Source organism: uncultured Thiohalocapsa sp., from assembly GCF_913062725.1.
In the GTDB taxonomy this organism is placed as follows: Bacteria; Pseudomonadota; Gammaproteobacteria; order Chromatiales; family Chromatiaceae; genus Thiohalocapsa.
Map to the genome: position 1 here is coordinate 46,841 of NZ_CAJXWY010000021.1, position 15,572 is coordinate 62,412.

Sequence of the window (15,572 nt, forward strand, 5' to 3'; positions counted from 1 at the left end):
GGCCCCATCTCCTGACCCAAGCCCAACAGCCGAGCCGCACCGGAGCACATCCATGACCAGCGACCGCAACAGCCTCCATCGCGCCCGCGCCGCGTGGCGCTGGCGCGGGCAGCAGCGCCCCGACTTCGCCGTCGCCCCCGGCGCCGGACAGGAATCCGTCTGGGACTATCCGCGTCCGCCGGCCTATGTGCCGGACAGCCGCCCTATCGAGATCTACGCCGGGGACCGGTTACTGGCGCGCACCGAGCGCAGCATGCGGGTACTGGAGACCGGCAGCCCGCCCACCTTCTATCTGCCGCCCGAGGCGGTGGACATGGCGCAGTTGCAGCCCTCCGACCGCCGTACCTTCTGCGAGTGGAAGGGCCGGGCCGAATACTTTCATGTCACCGACAGTGCCGGGCGCCGCCTGGACAACGCCCTCTGGCGCTATCCGGACGCCTTCGACGACGCGGCGGCCATCGCCGGCTGGTTCGCCTGCTACCCCTCCCAACTGCGCTGCTTCGTGGACGGGGAAGCCGTGCGCGCCCAGGCCGGCGGCTACTACGGCGGCTGGATCACCGCCGAGCTGGTGGGCCCGTTCAAGGGCGAGCCCGGCACCGGGCACTGGTGACCAGACACCGCCGAGCCCGGCCCGCATGAGCAAGCGCGAGCCGACGACCCAGGCGGTGCGGGCCCTGCGGGCGGCGGGCGTCGCCTTCGGCGGCCACCCCTATACTTACCAGCGCGGCGGCACGGCGGAATTCGCGGCCCAACTCGGCGTCGACGAGCATGTCGTCATCAAGACCCTGGTGATGGAAGACGACAACGCCGCGCCGCTGATGGTGCTCATGCACGGCGACCGCGAGGTGGCGACGGGACGCCTTGCCAGAGCCATCGCAGCAAAGCGGGTGCGGCCGTGCGCGCCGGCGGTGGCCCAAAAGCATTCCGGCTACCAGGTGGGCGGCACCTCGCCCTTCGGCAGCCGGCGCGCCTTGCCGGTCTACTGTGAGCGATCCATCGCCGACCTGCCGCGGGTGTACATCAACGGCGGTCAGCGCGGGTACATCATCTCACTGGCCACCGCAGACCTGCTGCGGCTGCTGGCGCCGATCCTGGTGGATGTCGCCACAGCACCGCGCGCACAGGGGCATTGAAGACCGGCGCGCACCGGTGTCAACGCACCGCCGCGCGCTGCACGAGGCTCGGCCGACGGCGGCCGAGCCGCCAGCGGCGATACCAGCCGAGATCCTTGCCGCAGACCACACGGCGGGTGCCATCGCAAGCGTCGATGCCGATTGCCGCGACGCTGCCCCGGCGCAGCATCGCCGGCAGGGGCGCAAGCCAGCGCTCCAGGCGATTGGCGGCACCGGCCCAGGCAGCCGGGTCGCGGTCCGCCAGGGCATCGTCCAGCGCCTCCCACAGCACCAGCACCCGGTCGCCGGCTGCATCGAGATCCGCGTCTACGCGCTCCCCGCACTGGGGCTGGTGCATCACCGCCGCCGCCGCGGCGAGCCCCGCCAACAAGGGCCCCGAGCCCACGACCCGACTCGGCGCCGCCGCCGGCGGCTGCCAGATGCCGCCGCCCCAGCACCACAGGCCGTTCACCGCCGGACGGCCGGCGGCCTCGCGCGCCTGGCTCACGGGATGCCGGAACAGCAGCATCTGCGCCTCGCTCATGAGGGCGGCCCAGCGCGAGGCATCGGCGCCCGTGGGCAGATAGGGGTCGATGTGCTGGCCCGTGACCTGCGCCAGGGGCGTGGTATGGAGGGCGGGCGGTGTGTCGCAGCGCAGATACCAGCGATCCGCCACCGGCGCATGCACCTGCATGCCATCCTGGGCGAAGTGTGCGTTCAGCGCCGCCACCAGCGCATCCGCCTCGGCGCGGCTGATGCCCAGATGGCGGGCATCGAAGAGCCGCAGCAGATCCCGGTCGGGGCGCAGATGCACCGGATCGGCGTGCAGCCACCAGCCCGCCCGGTCCCAGACCGGATCATCCGCGGCCAGCGCGTAAGGCGCGCTGGCCGCGGCGCCGAAGCGTGCCAGCAGCGTCGAGGGCAAGTCGCCGCAGGCGGCATCGGTGACGCTGGCGGCATGCGCAAGCAGCAAATCCAAGGTGGGCGTCTGCGGCGGCGCGTCCGGCGCCGGCACCGGCCCGAGCAGGCCGGGCACGACGAGGTCGAGGGTGGCGGCGGTCGGCTGGCTTCGCGGGCTCATGGATGCTGGCGGCATTGGGGGCATTGAACGCGAATCTCGCGCGATTCACCTGCTGGGGGTTGCTGCGTCAAGCGCGTCAGGGGCGACGCCGGGCGGTCCGCTGTATCTGCCTGGCCCCTCACAGCTCCCGCGTCGCGGAGAAGCGAATCTGCGGCCAGCGCTCTTCGGTGAGCTGCAGATTCACCCGCGTCGGCGCCAGGTAGACCAGCTGGTCGTCGCCGTCGAGGGCCAGGTTGTCGTGGGCCTTGGTCTTGAACTGCTCCAGCAGCTTGGGGTCGTCGCAGTTGACCCAGCGGGCGGTCTGCACGGACACGGGCTCGACGACGGCCTCGACGCCATACTCGTCCTTGAGCCGGTAGGCGGCCACATCGAACTGCAGCACGCCGACGGCGCCCAGGATCATGTCGTTGTTCCTGAGCGGACGAAACACCTGGGTGGCGCCCTCCTCGCAGAGCTGCAGCACGCCCTTGTGCAGTGCCTTGGTCTTGAGGGGGTCTTTCAGCACCACGCGGCGGAACAGCTCCGGGGCGAAATACGGAATGCCGCCGTACTTGAGGTGCTCACCTTCGGTAAAGGTGTCGCCGATCTGGATGGTGCCGTGGTTGTGCAGGCCGATGATGTCGCCCGGCCAGGCCTCGTCCACGCGCTTGCGCTCGTCCGCCTGAAAGGTGATGGCGTTGGCCACCTGCACCGTCTTGGCGGTGCGCGCATGGCGCATCTTCATGCCCTGCTTGTAGCTGCCGGAGCACACCCGCAGGAAGGCCACGCGATCGCGGTGGGCCGGGTCCATGTTCGCCTGGATCTTGAAGACGAAGCCCGAGAACTTGCCCTCTTCCGGGTCCACACTGCGGCCGCCCGCCTCCCGCGGGCGCGGCGGCGGGGCGTACTCCACGAAGGCGTCCAGCAGCTCCTTGACGCCGAAGTTGTTGATGGCGGAGCCGAAGAACACCGGCGTCTGCCTGCCCGCGCGGTAGGCATCGAGATCCAGCGGGTGGCTCGCGCCCTGCACCAGCTCCAGCTCGTCACGCAGCTCGGCGGCCTGATCGCCCAGCAGCTCGTCCATGCGCGGATTGTGGAGTCCCTCGATGACCTCGCCGGCCTGGATCTTGCCGCCGTGGGTGGCGCTGAACAGATGCGTGCAGTCGTGGCGCAGGTCGTAGACGCCCTTGAAGCGCTTGCCCATGCCGATGGGCCAGGTCACCGGGGCGCACTGGATCTGCAGCACGTCTTCGATTTCGTCCAGGATCTCGATGGCCTCGCGCCCCTCGCGGTCGAGCTTGTTGACGAAGGTGAGGATGGGCGTGGTGCGCAGCCGGCAGACCTCCATCAGCTTGATGGTGCGCGCCTCCACGCCCTTGGCGGCGTCGATGACCATGAGCGCGGAGTCCACCGCCGTGAGGGTGCGGTAGGTGTCCTCGGAGAAGTCCGCGTGGCCGGGGGTATCGAGCAGGTTGACGATGGACTCGCCGTAGGGGAACTGCATGACCGACGAGGTCACGGAGATGCCGCGCTGCTTCTCCAGCTCCATCCAGTCCGAGGTCGCGTGCCGCGCCGCCTTGCGGCCCTTGACGGTGCCGGCCATCTGGATGGCGCCGCCGAACAGGAGCAGCTTCTCGGTGAGCGTGGTCTTACCCGCGTCCGGGTGGGAGATGATCGCGAAGGTGCGCCGTCGCGCGACCTGGTCGTGGAGTCGGGACATTGGGGTAGGCGTCGGCTAAGGCCTTGAGGAAACGTACCATTATAGACCCGGCATGGGTCGATTTGCGGCTCGGGCTGCGGCGGGGCGGCTGTTCGGGTCAACCTGATAGCGCTTTGCGACATTTGCAACACGCTTGCGCAAAGGCGCCGAAAGCCGCAGCATTGGGGTTGTTGGGAATGCTGACTATTGACAGCCCCAAACCTCGGCGCCGACGGGCCCACCGTGCCGGAGTGAGGCGTCGCCGTGGCGATCGGCGCGCCCATCGCCGCCGGCCGGGCCCCAGGGCGCGCCAGCAGCGGATCGATGCGACCGCAGCACCCGCCCCCATCACCAGGACCAGCGAGCGGTACCCAGCATGACCCCGGCAGAGCTCACCCCCGTGCGCGAGCACATCGCATCGCGCATCATCGGCCAGCGCAAATTCATCGACAGCATGCTGGTGTGCCTGCTGAGCGACGGCCATCTGCTGGTGGAGGGCATGCCCGGGCTGGCCAAGACGACGGCGGTCAAGGCCCTGGCCGAGGCCATCGAAGGCGACTTCCATCGCATCCAGTTCACCCCGGACCTACTGCCGTCTGACCTGATCGGCACGGATATTTATCGCCACGAGCAGGGTGAGTTCGAGTTCCGCCCGGGGCCGCTGTTCCACAATGTGCTGCTGGCGGACGAGGTGAACCGGGCGCCGGCCAAGGTGCAGTCGGCGCTGCTGGAGGCCATGGCCGAGCACCAGATCACCGTCGGCCAGCGCACCTATCCGCTGCCCAAGCTATTCATGGTGCTGGCCACCCAGAACCCGGTGGAGCAGGAGGGCACCTACCACCTGCCGGAGGCGCAGCTGGACCGCTTCTTGATGCAGGCGGTGGTGACCTATCCCACCCGCGAAGAAGAGCTGGAGATCCTGGCGCTGGACAGCCGCCAGCAGACCGGGCCCGAGCCCGAGCCCGCCGCGCCCCTGAGTCAGGAGCAGCTCTTTCGGATGCGCCGCGCCGTGGCCGAGCTCTACCTCGACCCCAAGCTGCACAGCTACATCGTCGACCTGGTGCAGGCCACACGCCACCCGAAGCTCTATGACGCCGACCTCGCGCGCTGGTGCCGCTTCGGCGCCTCGCCGCGGGCGAGTATCGCGCTGGCCCGCTGCGCCCGCGCCCGGGCCTGGCTGGACGGCGATGACTTCGTCGCCCCCCATCACATCCAGCTCGTCGCCCCCGAGATCCTGCGCCACCGCCTGCTGCTCACCTTTGAGGCCGAAGCCGAGGGCATCACGACGGATGAGTTCGTGAACCGGTTGCTGAATCTGGTGGCGATTCCCTGAGATGGGGGTCAGCGCTCAGCACCAACGACCCGAGCCCGGGCGCGGCTGTCAGTCCGGCGGGCAACGTGCACCGGCGCGCGCAAGCCGCTGCGCCCGTCGCATGCACCCCGCGGAGCCGAACCGCCTGCACCGCGGCCATCGCCGGCGCGGCGCGCGCGCCGCCACCCGTGCCGCCCCATGAGCCTGTACCCCCGCCTCGACGACCTGCTGGAGCTGCGCCACCAGGCCCACACCCTGGGGGTGCCGTCGCACCACCTGGTGAACTCGACGTTCGCCGGGCTCTACGCCTCGGTGTTCCGCGGCGCCGGCATCAATTTCGAGGAGGTGCGCGAGTACCGCCAGGGTGACGATATCCGCCACATGGACTGGAAGGTCACCGCCCGCTTCAACGAGCCGCACCTCAAGGTGTTCCGCGAAGAGCGCGAGCGCAGCGTCGTGCTCTGTGTGGACCGCGGCCCACACATGGGCTTCGGCACCCGCGGCACTTTCAAGTCGGTGCAGGCGGCGCGTGCGGCGGCGCTCATCGGCTGGGCCGCAAGCCGGCTCAACGACCGCGTCGGCGGCATGGCCTTCGGCGACCCGCTGGCCGGCCTCCAGCACTTTCGCCCGGCGCGCGGGCGGCGCGCACTCTGGCAGCTGCTGCGCACCCTCACCCAGCCGGCGGCGGAGCAGACCGCCTCCATCGACTGTCTGGCCGGCGCCCTGCGCCGGGCCACGCGGGGGCTGCCCACGGGCTCGCTGGTGTTCGTCATCGCCGATCTGAACCGCGAAGTGCGCGAGCTGGAAGGCGTGCTCGGCAACCTGGTGCAGCGCAGCTCGGTGGTGGTGCTGCCCGTGGACGACCCGGCGGACTGGAACATGCCGGCGATGGGGAGCGTCACCTTCACCGCCACCGACGGCACCCTGGTGGAGATCGACACCGACGACGCCGCCGCCGCCCGCGCCTATCGCGACGCCTGGCAGCAGCGCCGCGACACCCTCAAAGCCATCACCAACCGCCTCAACGTGATTCTGATGCCCATCCGCACCGACCGCGAGATCCACCTGAGCCTGATCCACAGCCTGGAGCAGCGGGCGCGGGCCAGAAGCATCTAGGTTGCCGGGCGCCAGGCTCCGGGACACGTGCCCGGGAACGCGCGCCAACCCCGACTCTCCCAACCCTCGCCCCGCAACAGCATGGATCCCACCCAGCTCCGCGACATCCACGTGACCATGGGCCATCCCTGGTGGCCGCCGGCGCCCGGCTGGTGGCTCCTCGCCGGCGCCCTGGTGGCGCTGGGGCTGCTGCTCTGGCGCTATGATCCGCGCTGGCGGCTGTATGTGCCGCTGCCGGTGATCACGCTCGGCACCTGGCGCTGGGAGGCGGCGCAGGCATTGCGGGCGCTGCGCAGACGCCTGACCCACGAGCCGGTGAAGCCCGTCGCCACCGAGCTCTCCGAGCTGTTGCGACGCATCGCCATGGCCCGCCATGGCCGGGCCGCCTGCGCGGGGCTCCATGGCGAGGCGTGGCTTGCCTGGCTCAGCGACCATGATCCCCGTGGCTTCGACTGGCGCCGTGATGGCCAACCCCTGCTCACGGCGCCCTATGCCCGGCCGGCGGCGGCCGACACCCAGCGCGAAAGCGTCCGCCAGCTGCTGGATGCCGGCATGGAATGGGTGGCGGCCCCGGACCCCAAGCCCGAACGGCGCCGGCGTCGCCTGCCGGGCTGGCTGCAACGGCCCGTCGCCAGCGTCGCGCAGCAGCTGCGGCGACGCCGGCCTGCACCTGAGCCGGCGCCGGTGCAGACCCGGGCACAGGATACCGTTTGACCCAAGGCGGCGGTCTGTGATGATGCTGTTCGACTTCCAATGGCCCTGGTTTGCGCTGCTGCTGCCGCTACCGCTGCTGTTGCCGCTGATCTGGCGTGAGCGCCCGCCGCAGCCCGGGGAGACACCACGCGAGGAACAGCCGGAAGGCGAGCGCATCACCCTGTTGCACCCGCATATCGAACAGCTGCGCGCCGCCTACCAGACCCGGCGGCCGCGCCGGCCGCTGGCGGGCTGGCTGCACCGGATACTGCTGTACCTGGTTTGGGTGGGACTGGTGCTGGCGTTGATGCGCCCGCAATGGCTGGCGCCGCACACCGAGGTCTCGGCGCCTGGCTACGACCTGATGCTCGCCGTGGACGCCTCACACTCCATGGACGCGCTGGACTTCACCGTCGAGGGCCGGCAAGTGAGCCGCATGCAGGTGGTCAAGGGCGTCATGGGCCGTTTCATCGATGAGCGCGCCGGCGACCGCATCGGGCTGATCATCTTCGGCAGCGGCGCCTACGTACTCTCGCCGCTCACCATCGATCGCGCCGCCGTGCACATGCTGCTGGAGCGGGTGGTGCCGAGTATCGCCGGCGGCAGCACGGCCTTGGGTGACGCCGTCGCCCTGGGCGTGAAGAAGCTCCGGGACCGCCCGCCGGGGTCGCGGGTGATGATCCTCATCGCCGACGGCGACAACACCGCGGGCAACTTTCAGCCCCTGGAGTCGGCGCAGCTCGCACGCATGGCCGGCGTGCGCATCTATGTCATCGGCGTCGGCAGCAACCAGGCGCGCATTCCAATCCTGCACGAGGGGCAGATCGAATACTGGGATGATCTCACCATGGATGAGGACACCCTGCAGCGCCTCGCCGAAATCACCGGCGGCGCCTATTTCCGTGCCACAGACACCCGCGCGCTGGAGGAAATCAGTCGGCGGATCGCGGAACTGGAAAAGACCGAAACCGAGACCCGCACGGCCTATCTGCCACAACCGCTGTATCGGTGGCCGCTGGGGCTGTCGCTGGCCGCGCTGCTGGCGCTGGGGTTGTTTCCCGAGGGCCGGCGACGCTTCGTCGTGCGGCAGGCCAGCCGCTAATCGGGCCGCGCACAACCGGGCGCAGCACCCGCTGACACGAGCAGTATGAACGCAACCGGCTTCCATTTCGCCGAGCCCGCCTGGTTCTGGGGTCTGCTGGCACTGCCCGCCGTCGCCTGGTGGCTGTGGCGCAGCGCCGCCCGCGCCGCCAAGACACCGGTGCATCGCTACGCAGACCCACAGCTGCTGCCGCACCTGGCGGGCACCCGCGCCCTGGCGGGCCCGGAGCGGTGGAGTCGCTTCTTCGCCTGGGCGAGCCTCTGGCTGCTGTTGCTCACGGCCATGGCCGGCCCGCGCTGGGACTACACCGACGTGCGGCTCTTCCAACCCGGCGACAACCTGTTGATCCTGCTCGATGTGTCCCGCTCCATGGAGACGGCTGACGTCGCCCCCAGCCGCCTCGCCCGGGCCCGTCAGGAGATTCAGGATCTGATCATGCAGAACCGGCGCCTGCGGCTCGGCCTCATCGCCTTCGCGTCCTCGCCGCACGTGGTGGCGCCGGTCACCGAAGACAGCCGCACCATCCTGCTGGCGCTGCCGGCGCTGGCCACGGACCTGGCCCGACTCCAGGGCAGCCGCCTGCATGCGGCGCTGGACCGCGCCGAGATCCTGCTGCAGGCGCTGCCGGCGGACAGCGCCCGTTCGCTGCTGCTCATCAGCGACGGCGACTTCGACGAGTCAGACCTCACCGAGCGTGTCGCCGCCCTCGCCGACGGCGGTGTCGCCGTGCATGTGCTCGGTATCGGCACCGAGGGCGGCGGCGAGGTCCCCGGCCCCCGCGGCTCCCCCCTGGTGGATCCGGACGGCGAGCCGGTGCGCTCCGCACTGGACGCCGACCGACTGCAAGCCTTGGCGGACGCCGGTGGCGGTCTCTACCGCGAGGCCGACTACCGCGACACCGACACCCGGGACATCCTGGCCGCCGCCGCCCGCAGCAAACTGCCGCCCCAGGCGAGCGACGAGCGCAGCCGTGTCTGGCACGAGCGCTTCTACCTGCCCGTGGCTTTGCTGTTGCTCCTGCTGCTGCCCCGCTTCAAGGGCCGCGCGGGCGTCCAAGGATCGCGGGCGGCGACGGCGCGCGGACAGCCGCAACAGACGGCGGCGTCACGTCCGGAGGCGACGGTATGAGTGCGCGCATCGGCCTGCTGCTGCTGGCGCCGGCGCTGCTCGGCGTCGGTCTGAGTCAGGCGGGCATGTTCCGTAACAGCGAGCAGGAAGCCCTGGAGCGCTTCCGCGGGGGCGACTATGGCGCCGCCGCCGAGGGCTTCGACGACGCCTACCGCCGCGGCGTTGCCCTGTACCGCGCCGGGCAATACCGCGCCGCCGAGGTCGCCTTCGCCGACGCCGATCGCGAGGCGGTGCGCACCAGCGCGCGCTACAACCTGGGCAATGCCCGCTTCCAACAGGGCGACTACGCCGGCGCCATCGACGCCTACGAAGATGTCCTCGCCGAGGACCCGGCGCACGCCGATGCCCACTTCAACCTGACCCTCGCGCGCTCCCTGCTCGCGAAGCTGGAGCAACAAGCCTTCCAGGAGGAGGCCGAGCAAGCGCAGGAGGAGCCGGAGCCGGAGGATGCCCGCGAGCAACAGCCGCAGCAGGACCAGCAGCAAAGCCAATCCGAGCAGCAAGCGTCGGAGCAGCAACAGGGCGAGCAACAGCAACAGCAGGAACAGCAAGACGGCGAGCAGCAGCAGGAACAGCAGGGCGGCGAGCAACCAGACCCACAGCAGCAGGGCCAGCAGCAGGCCGACGGCGACGCCGGCGACGGTGAGCAGCAGGATGAGGCCGGCGGCGCCGGCGAAGACGCCGACGAGCGCCGCGGCGCCGAGGGCGACGAAGCGGCAGGTCAGACCGGCGGCGAGCAGGAGAACGGCCGCGAGGATGGCGAGCGCGAGGACACCCCCGCGGCAGGCGGTGACGAGACCGCGGACCAGGACGCCGAAGGCGGCGATGACCAACGGCGCGATGATGCCGACGGCGCCATGGATCAGGACCGCACAGAGGGCGAAGCGGAGCGCGGCGGTACCGAAGGTGGCGAGGAAGCGGGCCGCGGCGCCGGCGAGTACGAGGATAGCCTCATGCCCGCCGCGGGCGGCGACGAACCGCCTGAGCCCGGCGACGACACCGGCGGCGGCGACGAACCGCCCGAGCCCGAGCAGGCCGAGCGTCCCGGCGACGAGATCCGCCCCGACAGCGAAGCGCCCGGCACCGGCACCGACGAACGCGGGCGGGAGCGCCCGCGCGGCGGCGGCGGCACGGACGACCAAGCCCCGCCGGACATGGACGACCTCGCCGGCGAGCGCGAGGCCGTGGAGCGTTTCGACCAGTTGGGCGACCAGCCCTGGGCGGGTGTGGGGCCGGACGCGGACATGAGCGCGTATCCGGCGCTGGGCGGCGAGCCGGTGCTGGGCCCCGGCATGACCATCATGGAGCAGCGGCTGCAGCAGATCGAGGGCGACCCCTCCATGCTGCTGCGCAATCAATTCATGCTCGAGGACATGCGACTGATGCGCGAAACCGGCGGTCGGGTGCAGGAGGGTCGGCCATGGTAGGCGTGCTGCGCTTTGCTGCGGCGGTCGGCGGAGCCCGGGCCGAGACGAGACCCCGCGGCGCGGGACTGTTGCTCGGCGCCGCCGTACTGTTGGTCTGCGCGACCACCGCCGTGGCCCAGGCACCCTATCAAAGCTGGCAATTCCGGCCGGTGGAGCCGAGCAATGCCCGCGGCGTGCCGCCCCAATACCTCGGCCAGCCATCGGACCCATCGCCGGACCCATCGCCGGATCCATTCCAGGGCCAGACGGTCAGCCAGGCAGGGCCCCGCGTCGGCGTCTCGGGCTTCGGGCCGCCGCGCTGGCCAGGCTATCCGCCGCCGGCGCCGCCGATCGGTCAGGCACCAACAGCGCCGGGCGGCATGCCCTATCCACAGGGTCCACAAGGGCCGATATTTGGTCAGCCACCGGGCCAGCAGCCGCCGGCGAGCCCTTACCAGGCGCCATCCTACCAGCCCGCACAACCGTCCTCAGGCGGCGGTTGGTTTGCTCCCCGCGGCGGCTTGACGCCCGGACGTCCACAACTGGAAGTGCAGGTGAGCGAGCGCGAGCCCTATGTGCAGCAGAACGTGCTGGTGCGCCTGCGCGTGGTGAGCGCCGGCAACCTCGCCACCGCCTCGCCGGCACTCGCCGCCATCGAGGACGCCCTGTTCAAGCAGTTGGAAGGCCCCATCACCAGCACCCGCGGCAGCGGCGGTAACCAGGAGATCGTCAACGAGTACGTGCTCGCCATGACGCCGCTGCGCGCCGGTGCGGTGGCATTGGGCCCGATCAAGGTGACGGGCACCCTCGCCGGGGGCGTGCCTTTCGAGGCGGTGGCCCGCCAGCCCATCGCCCTGGATGTGCGCCCGCCCATGCCGTCGGTGCGTCCATGGCTGCCGCTGCGCACCCTGCGCATCGACGCCGAGCTGACCGAGGCCGATGCCATGGCCCGCGGCCGGCCGGTGACACTGACCCTGGAACTGGAGGGTGAGGGCGCCGTGGGCGAGCGACTGCCCTCGCTGGAGCCGATGCTGCGCTCGGAGGATTTCCGCGTCTATCGCGAGCAGACAGTAACCGATACGCGACTCGCCGACAGCGGCCGCACGCTGGTGGGCAAGCGCATCGAGGTCTACACCCTGGTGCCCCAGTCCGGTGGCCGCATGCAGCTGCCGGAGCTGCGCCTCGCCTGGTGGAACGTGGAAACCGCCAGCCGCGAGGCGTCGTCCGTACCCATTCGCGTCTTCGATGTGGCCGGCAAGTCCGGTCCCTTCGGCTTTTCCACCGCCGCCGACAGCCGCGCCGGCGAGGATTGGCAGAAGTACTGGCTGCCCGTGGCGGGCCTGGCCTTGCTGCTGATCGGCTATTGGGGCGGCATCTGGCTGCGTGGACGTCTGCCCGCCGGCGAGGGCGGTCCGCTCTGGCCCGGGGTGAAGCGCCTCGCGGCAGCCGGGAGCCGACTCACGGGCCGGGGGCTGGGCGCAGCCGGCCGCGCCCTGAGCCCGATGCCATTGCTACGCCGGCTGCGACATGCCGCCGCCGCTCTGGTGCCGATGAGCACCCGGGTCTATCAATGCGCCAGGGCCGCCGAGGGCGCCGAAGACCCGGCGGCCTGGTGCGAGACCTTCCAGCAGCAAGCGTGCCGTCGACTCGCCGCCGAGGCGCACGAGCCGCTGCCGCGCATGGCGGACCGCATCACGGCCCTGCGCCCCGGCGCCGACCGTGCCCGCGTGCAGGCACTCATGCAGGCGCTGGACCGCGCCCTCTACCACCAGGGACAGATCGATTTCCCGCGCTGGAAGCGCGAGCTCCGGCGCGCGCTGCGCCCCGGTGTCGGCGCGCTGGCCAACCCATCGCCCGCTCGCTTGCGCCGCGCCCGATTGCCCGCGCTCAACCCAAGGCCGCTGGTCTGAGCATCACGCCAGTACCCAGCGGCGCGGGGACGACGGGCTGGGATCGGGGCGCGATGATACGCGCCCCCGATTGGCGTGCGGGGATGCCACGGCGACGCGGTGGCGAGCGCGCCGGGGTGGCGACCTCGGGTCTGGTATTGCAGCCCGGGCTGCGGGGATTCGGCCCGTGCGCGTGGCGCCCCTCAGGCGGGCTTGCGGAAGTGCATGACGCCCCAGGCGAGGTAGCCGTTGCTGCCGGCATCCACCCAGTGCTGCAGGCCCTGGAGCATGCGCTCGACGTAGGCGTCGGATACCTTACCGGTCAGGGATGCACGCTCGGCGCGCAACACGGCCGCAACCCGGCCATAGTGCGTCACCAGCTGTTCGGTCATGTCAACGATCGCGACCTCCTCCCAGCCGAGCCGCCGGGCTTGCTCGCGGTAGAAGGCGAAGGAGCCGAGACTCGAGAGATGGATGCGGTCGAGCACCGGCTGCAGCACGCCCTCGGGGCAGTCGTCCGCCTGCATGGGATCGGTGAAAACGAACTCGCCGCCGGGCTTGAGCACCCGGTCCACCTCGTCCATGACCTTGTCCCGGTGGCCGGAGTGCAGGATGGCGTCCTGGGACCAGGCGGCATCGAAGCTGGTGTTCTCGGCGGGCACCTCCTCGAAACTGCCGTCGACGACGTCGATGAGGTTGTCGACGCCCTGCTCGCGGTTCATCTGGCGGTCACGCGCGTTCTCGGCCTCGCTCAGATTCAGTGCCAGCACCTGGCAGCCGTAGCGCTTGGCGAGCCAGCGGGCTGCGCCGCCGTAGCCGGCACCGAGATCGACCAGGCGTGCGCCGGGCGCCGACAATTTGTCTGCGATGCGCTCGGCCATGAAGGCCACGGTACGCGCCGAGGCATCTTTGATGGCATCCTCAGGCCCCTGATAGAGCCCGATGTGGATATCCTCGCCACCCCAGACGTGGAAATAGAAGTTGTCTGCGTCCTCGCTGTTGTAGTAATCCCGGGCGGTCTGGACGACGTCGGAGTAGTTGGCTTGGGCAGTCATCTCAGGACACCTCCCGGTATTCCTTCTCGGCGACGTGGATGAAGAAGTCCGGCTCCGCTTCGCGATAGGTCTCCTGGAAGTCGCCGTAGGTGTCGACGCGCTGGAAGCCCACCTCACGCATCAAGCCCTGCATGTAGCGCTTGCGCAGCGGGAACATGTTCAGATGGAATACGGAGCCATCGTTGAAGCTGTACTTGAACCGCGCCAGGCTGTCATCCACGTGCTCGGGCTCGGCGCGCACGTTGTCGCCACAGTAGTAGTAGTTGTGCGTCGGCTGCACCTGGTGGTCCAGCAGCGCATCGTAGTTGCGTTGGTCCAGGATCAGCACGCCATCGTGCTTGAGCGTGGCGTAGAACTCGGCGAGGGCCTTGCGGCGGTCGTTGTCGTCGTGCAGATGCGTGAACGAGTTGCCAAGGCAGATGACGGCGTCGTAGAGGTCGTGCACGCTGCGATTCAGCCAGCGCCAGTCGGCGTGGATGGTGCGCAGGATGTGACCCTGGCGCCGGGCGTTCTCGAAGGCCTTGGCCAGCATGACGGGGCTGCCGTCGGCGCTGGTGACCTCGAAGCCGGCCTTGAGCAGCTGCACCGAGTGGTAGCCGGTGCCGGTGGCGACGTCGAGCACCTTCTTGGCGCCGCGCTCGCGCAGCTGCTCGATGAAGAACTGGCCTTCGGCGGCGGAGCGGCCATCCCAGTCGATGAGCTCGTCCCACTTGTCGACGAAGGACTCGACGTACTCCTCCTGATACTTTTCGGATTCACGGACGGCGAGCGGGTCTTCGCCGTAATCCTGGTGTTGGGGGATCTCAGTCCGCAGGGGCGGTTGCATGAGGCTCGTCCTCTTCGGTATCTGTTGGCGGATGGCCGGGGGCTGTGCCAGCGCGTGCGGCGCAGTCGCTGGCGCCGCCTCGCATGGCTCACGGCAGGCTCGGGACGCGCTTTATGGCGTCCGGTCGCTGGCGACTGACCTGCCGTGGCACCGGCTCGGGTCGTTGCACCGGTTTGGGGTGCTCGGCGGGCGGTGCGAGGCGGGCTCGGCCGGGGGTATGCGGCGTACAGCACATGGGACACAAGGCCGCCGCCGGGTTGAGAATCCATAGCATACTACTTAGAACCCGAACGAGTGCAAGCCCAAAACGTCATCCTGGCCGACGAAAAAGCCTGAGTTTTACAGAGTTTTAAGATTTTGATCAGGCACTTGTGCTTTTTTTCGCCATCAACCCATCCATCGGGATTATTTTGTGAGCGAAATATTACACCCCCCCCAAGGCTCGCCGGACGCTGAGGCGAGCCGCCAACGCGATAGCGACCGCACCGATGAGGTGCTCGTGGCACTGCGACGGGTCATCCGTGCCGTCGACCTGCACTCGCGCGCGCTGGTGCGCAGCCACGGCCTCACAGCCCCCCAGGCACTGGTGCTGAAGGCAATCGTCGCCGCCGATGAGCTGCCGGTGGGCGCCGTCGCCCAGCGTGTCAACCTGAGCCACGCCACCATTACCGACATCGTCAACCGCTTGGAGCGCCGCGGCCTGGTGATCCGCACCCGCAGCGAAACGGACCGTCGCCGCGTGCTGGTGCGCGCCACACCGGAGGCCTCGGAGACCCTCAGGCGTGCCCCGCCCCTGCTGCAGGACGCCTTCGCCGCGCGTTTTGCCAAGCTTGCGGATTGGGAGCAGACGCTGCTGCTGGCATCGCTGCAGCGCATCGCTGCGTTGATGGACGCCGAGCGCCTGGAGGCGGCACCCGTGCTCGCCGCCGGCAGCGTCGAAGAAGCCGCAGAATCGCCGGCGGGCACCGATGGTGGTGGCACTGATCCGGGCAGCACATGAGCCGCCGCCGGCGCGGGGCGGGCGGCGGGGGATGACGCCGGCGGACGTCCGTTGCCGGCTCGGACTGCGGCGGGGTGGTTATACCCGGCGGATGTCAATGTCCGGCGCAGGCGTCTGCGGGCTGGGTTGCGGCTGGCGGGGGTCTCGACAGCAGGGATGCTGTCGTGAAGCCTA

Annotated in this window: 14 protein-coding genes; 10 read left to right on the top strand and 4 right to left on the bottom strand. The window is 70.1% G+C overall.

Going from position 1 to position 15,572, the window contains the following annotated elements:
• Positions 1 to 52 precede the first annotated feature (52 nt).
• Positions 53 to 610 (top strand): DUF427 domain-containing protein, encoded by a 558-nt coding sequence (locus tag QZ588_RS07855; protein WP_295541499.1) that lies wholly within the window; start codon positions 53 to 55, stop codon positions 608 to 610.
• Positions 611 to 635: 25 nt separating this feature from the next.
• Positions 636 to 1,133 (top strand): aminoacyl-tRNA deacylase, encoded by a 498-nt coding sequence (locus QZ588_RS07860; protein ID WP_295541501.1) that lies wholly within the window; start codon positions 636 to 638, stop codon positions 1,131 to 1,133.
• Between the two features lie 19 nt (positions 1,134 to 1,152).
• Here the strand turns inward: QZ588_RS07860 and QZ588_RS07865 are convergent, their stop codons facing one another.
• A complete protein-coding gene (locus QZ588_RS07865; RefSeq protein WP_295541503.1) occupies positions 1,153 to 2,193 on the bottom strand; it encodes a phosphoglycerate mutase in 1,041 nt (346 codons plus the stop codon).
• A gap of 118 nt (positions 2,194 to 2,311) precedes the next feature.
• Positions 2,312 to 3,892, bottom strand: a complete 1,581-nt coding sequence (locus QZ588_RS07870; RefSeq protein ID WP_295541505.1) for a peptide chain release factor 3 — start codon at positions 3,890 to 3,892, stop codon at positions 2,312 to 2,314.
• 355 nt (positions 3,893 to 4,247) lie between these two features.
• Between QZ588_RS07870 and QZ588_RS07875 the strand changes: the two genes are divergently transcribed.
• The 7 genes from QZ588_RS07875 to QZ588_RS07905 all read left to right on the top strand — a co-directional run bounded on the left by QZ588_RS07875 (position 4,248) and on the right by QZ588_RS07905 (position 12,538).
• A complete protein-coding gene (locus tag QZ588_RS07875) occupies positions 4,248 to 5,204 on the top strand; it encodes a MoxR family ATPase (protein ID WP_295541507.1) in 957 nt (318 codons plus the stop codon).
• 177 nt (positions 5,205 to 5,381) lie between these two features.
• The gene (locus tag QZ588_RS07880; RefSeq protein ID WP_295541509.1) at positions 5,382 to 6,299 is read left to right on the top strand and encodes a DUF58 domain-containing protein; all 918 of its coding nucleotides are present in this window, start codon (positions 5,382 to 5,384) and stop codon (positions 6,297 to 6,299) included.
• 81 nt (positions 6,300 to 6,380) lie between these two features.
• Positions 6,381 to 7,013 (top strand): DUF4381 domain-containing protein, encoded by a 633-nt coding sequence (locus QZ588_RS07885; RefSeq protein WP_295541511.1) that lies wholly within the window; start codon positions 6,381 to 6,383, stop codon positions 7,011 to 7,013.
• Positions 7,014 to 7,038: 25 nt separating this feature from the next.
• Complete coding sequence (locus QZ588_RS07890; RefSeq protein ID WP_295541532.1) at positions 7,039 to 8,094, top strand: VWA domain-containing protein; 1,056 nt, start codon at positions 7,039 to 7,041, stop codon at positions 8,092 to 8,094.
• A gap of 45 nt (positions 8,095 to 8,139) precedes the next feature.
• Complete coding sequence (locus QZ588_RS07895; protein ID WP_295541513.1) at positions 8,140 to 9,222, top strand: vWA domain-containing protein; 1,083 nt, start codon at positions 8,140 to 8,142, stop codon at positions 9,220 to 9,222.
• On the top strand, positions 9,219 to 10,649 hold the full coding sequence (locus tag QZ588_RS07900) for a tetratricopeptide repeat protein (protein WP_295541515.1): 1,431 nt from the start codon (positions 9,219 to 9,221) through the stop codon (positions 10,647 to 10,649). Before QZ588_RS07895 ends, QZ588_RS07900 begins: the two co-directional genes overlap by 4 nt.
• On the top strand, positions 10,643 to 12,538 hold the full coding sequence (locus QZ588_RS07905; RefSeq protein ID WP_295541517.1) for a hypothetical protein: 1,896 nt from the start codon (positions 10,643 to 10,645) through the stop codon (positions 12,536 to 12,538). The genes QZ588_RS07900 and QZ588_RS07905 overlap by 7 nt, the downstream gene beginning before the upstream one ends.
• Positions 12,539 to 12,720: 182 nt before the next feature.
• On the opposite strand, the gene QZ588_RS07910 is transcribed toward QZ588_RS07905, so the two are convergent.
• A complete protein-coding gene (locus QZ588_RS07910; protein ID WP_295541519.1) occupies positions 12,721 to 13,572 on the bottom strand; it encodes a methyltransferase domain-containing protein in 852 nt (283 codons plus the stop codon).
• Between the two features lies 1 nt (position 13,573).
• Positions 13,574 to 14,398 (bottom strand): class I SAM-dependent methyltransferase, encoded by an 825-nt coding sequence (locus tag QZ588_RS07915; RefSeq protein WP_295541521.1) that lies wholly within the window; start codon positions 14,396 to 14,398, stop codon positions 13,574 to 13,576.
• Between the two features lie 412 nt (positions 14,399 to 14,810).
• Here QZ588_RS07915 and QZ588_RS07920 point away from each other — a divergent pair, with 412 nt between their 5' ends.
• The gene (locus QZ588_RS07920) at positions 14,811 to 15,398 is read left to right on the top strand and encodes a MarR family transcriptional regulator (protein WP_295541523.1); all 588 of its coding nucleotides are present in this window, start codon (positions 14,811 to 14,813) and stop codon (positions 15,396 to 15,398) included.
• Positions 15,399 to 15,572: the final 174 nt, after the last annotated feature.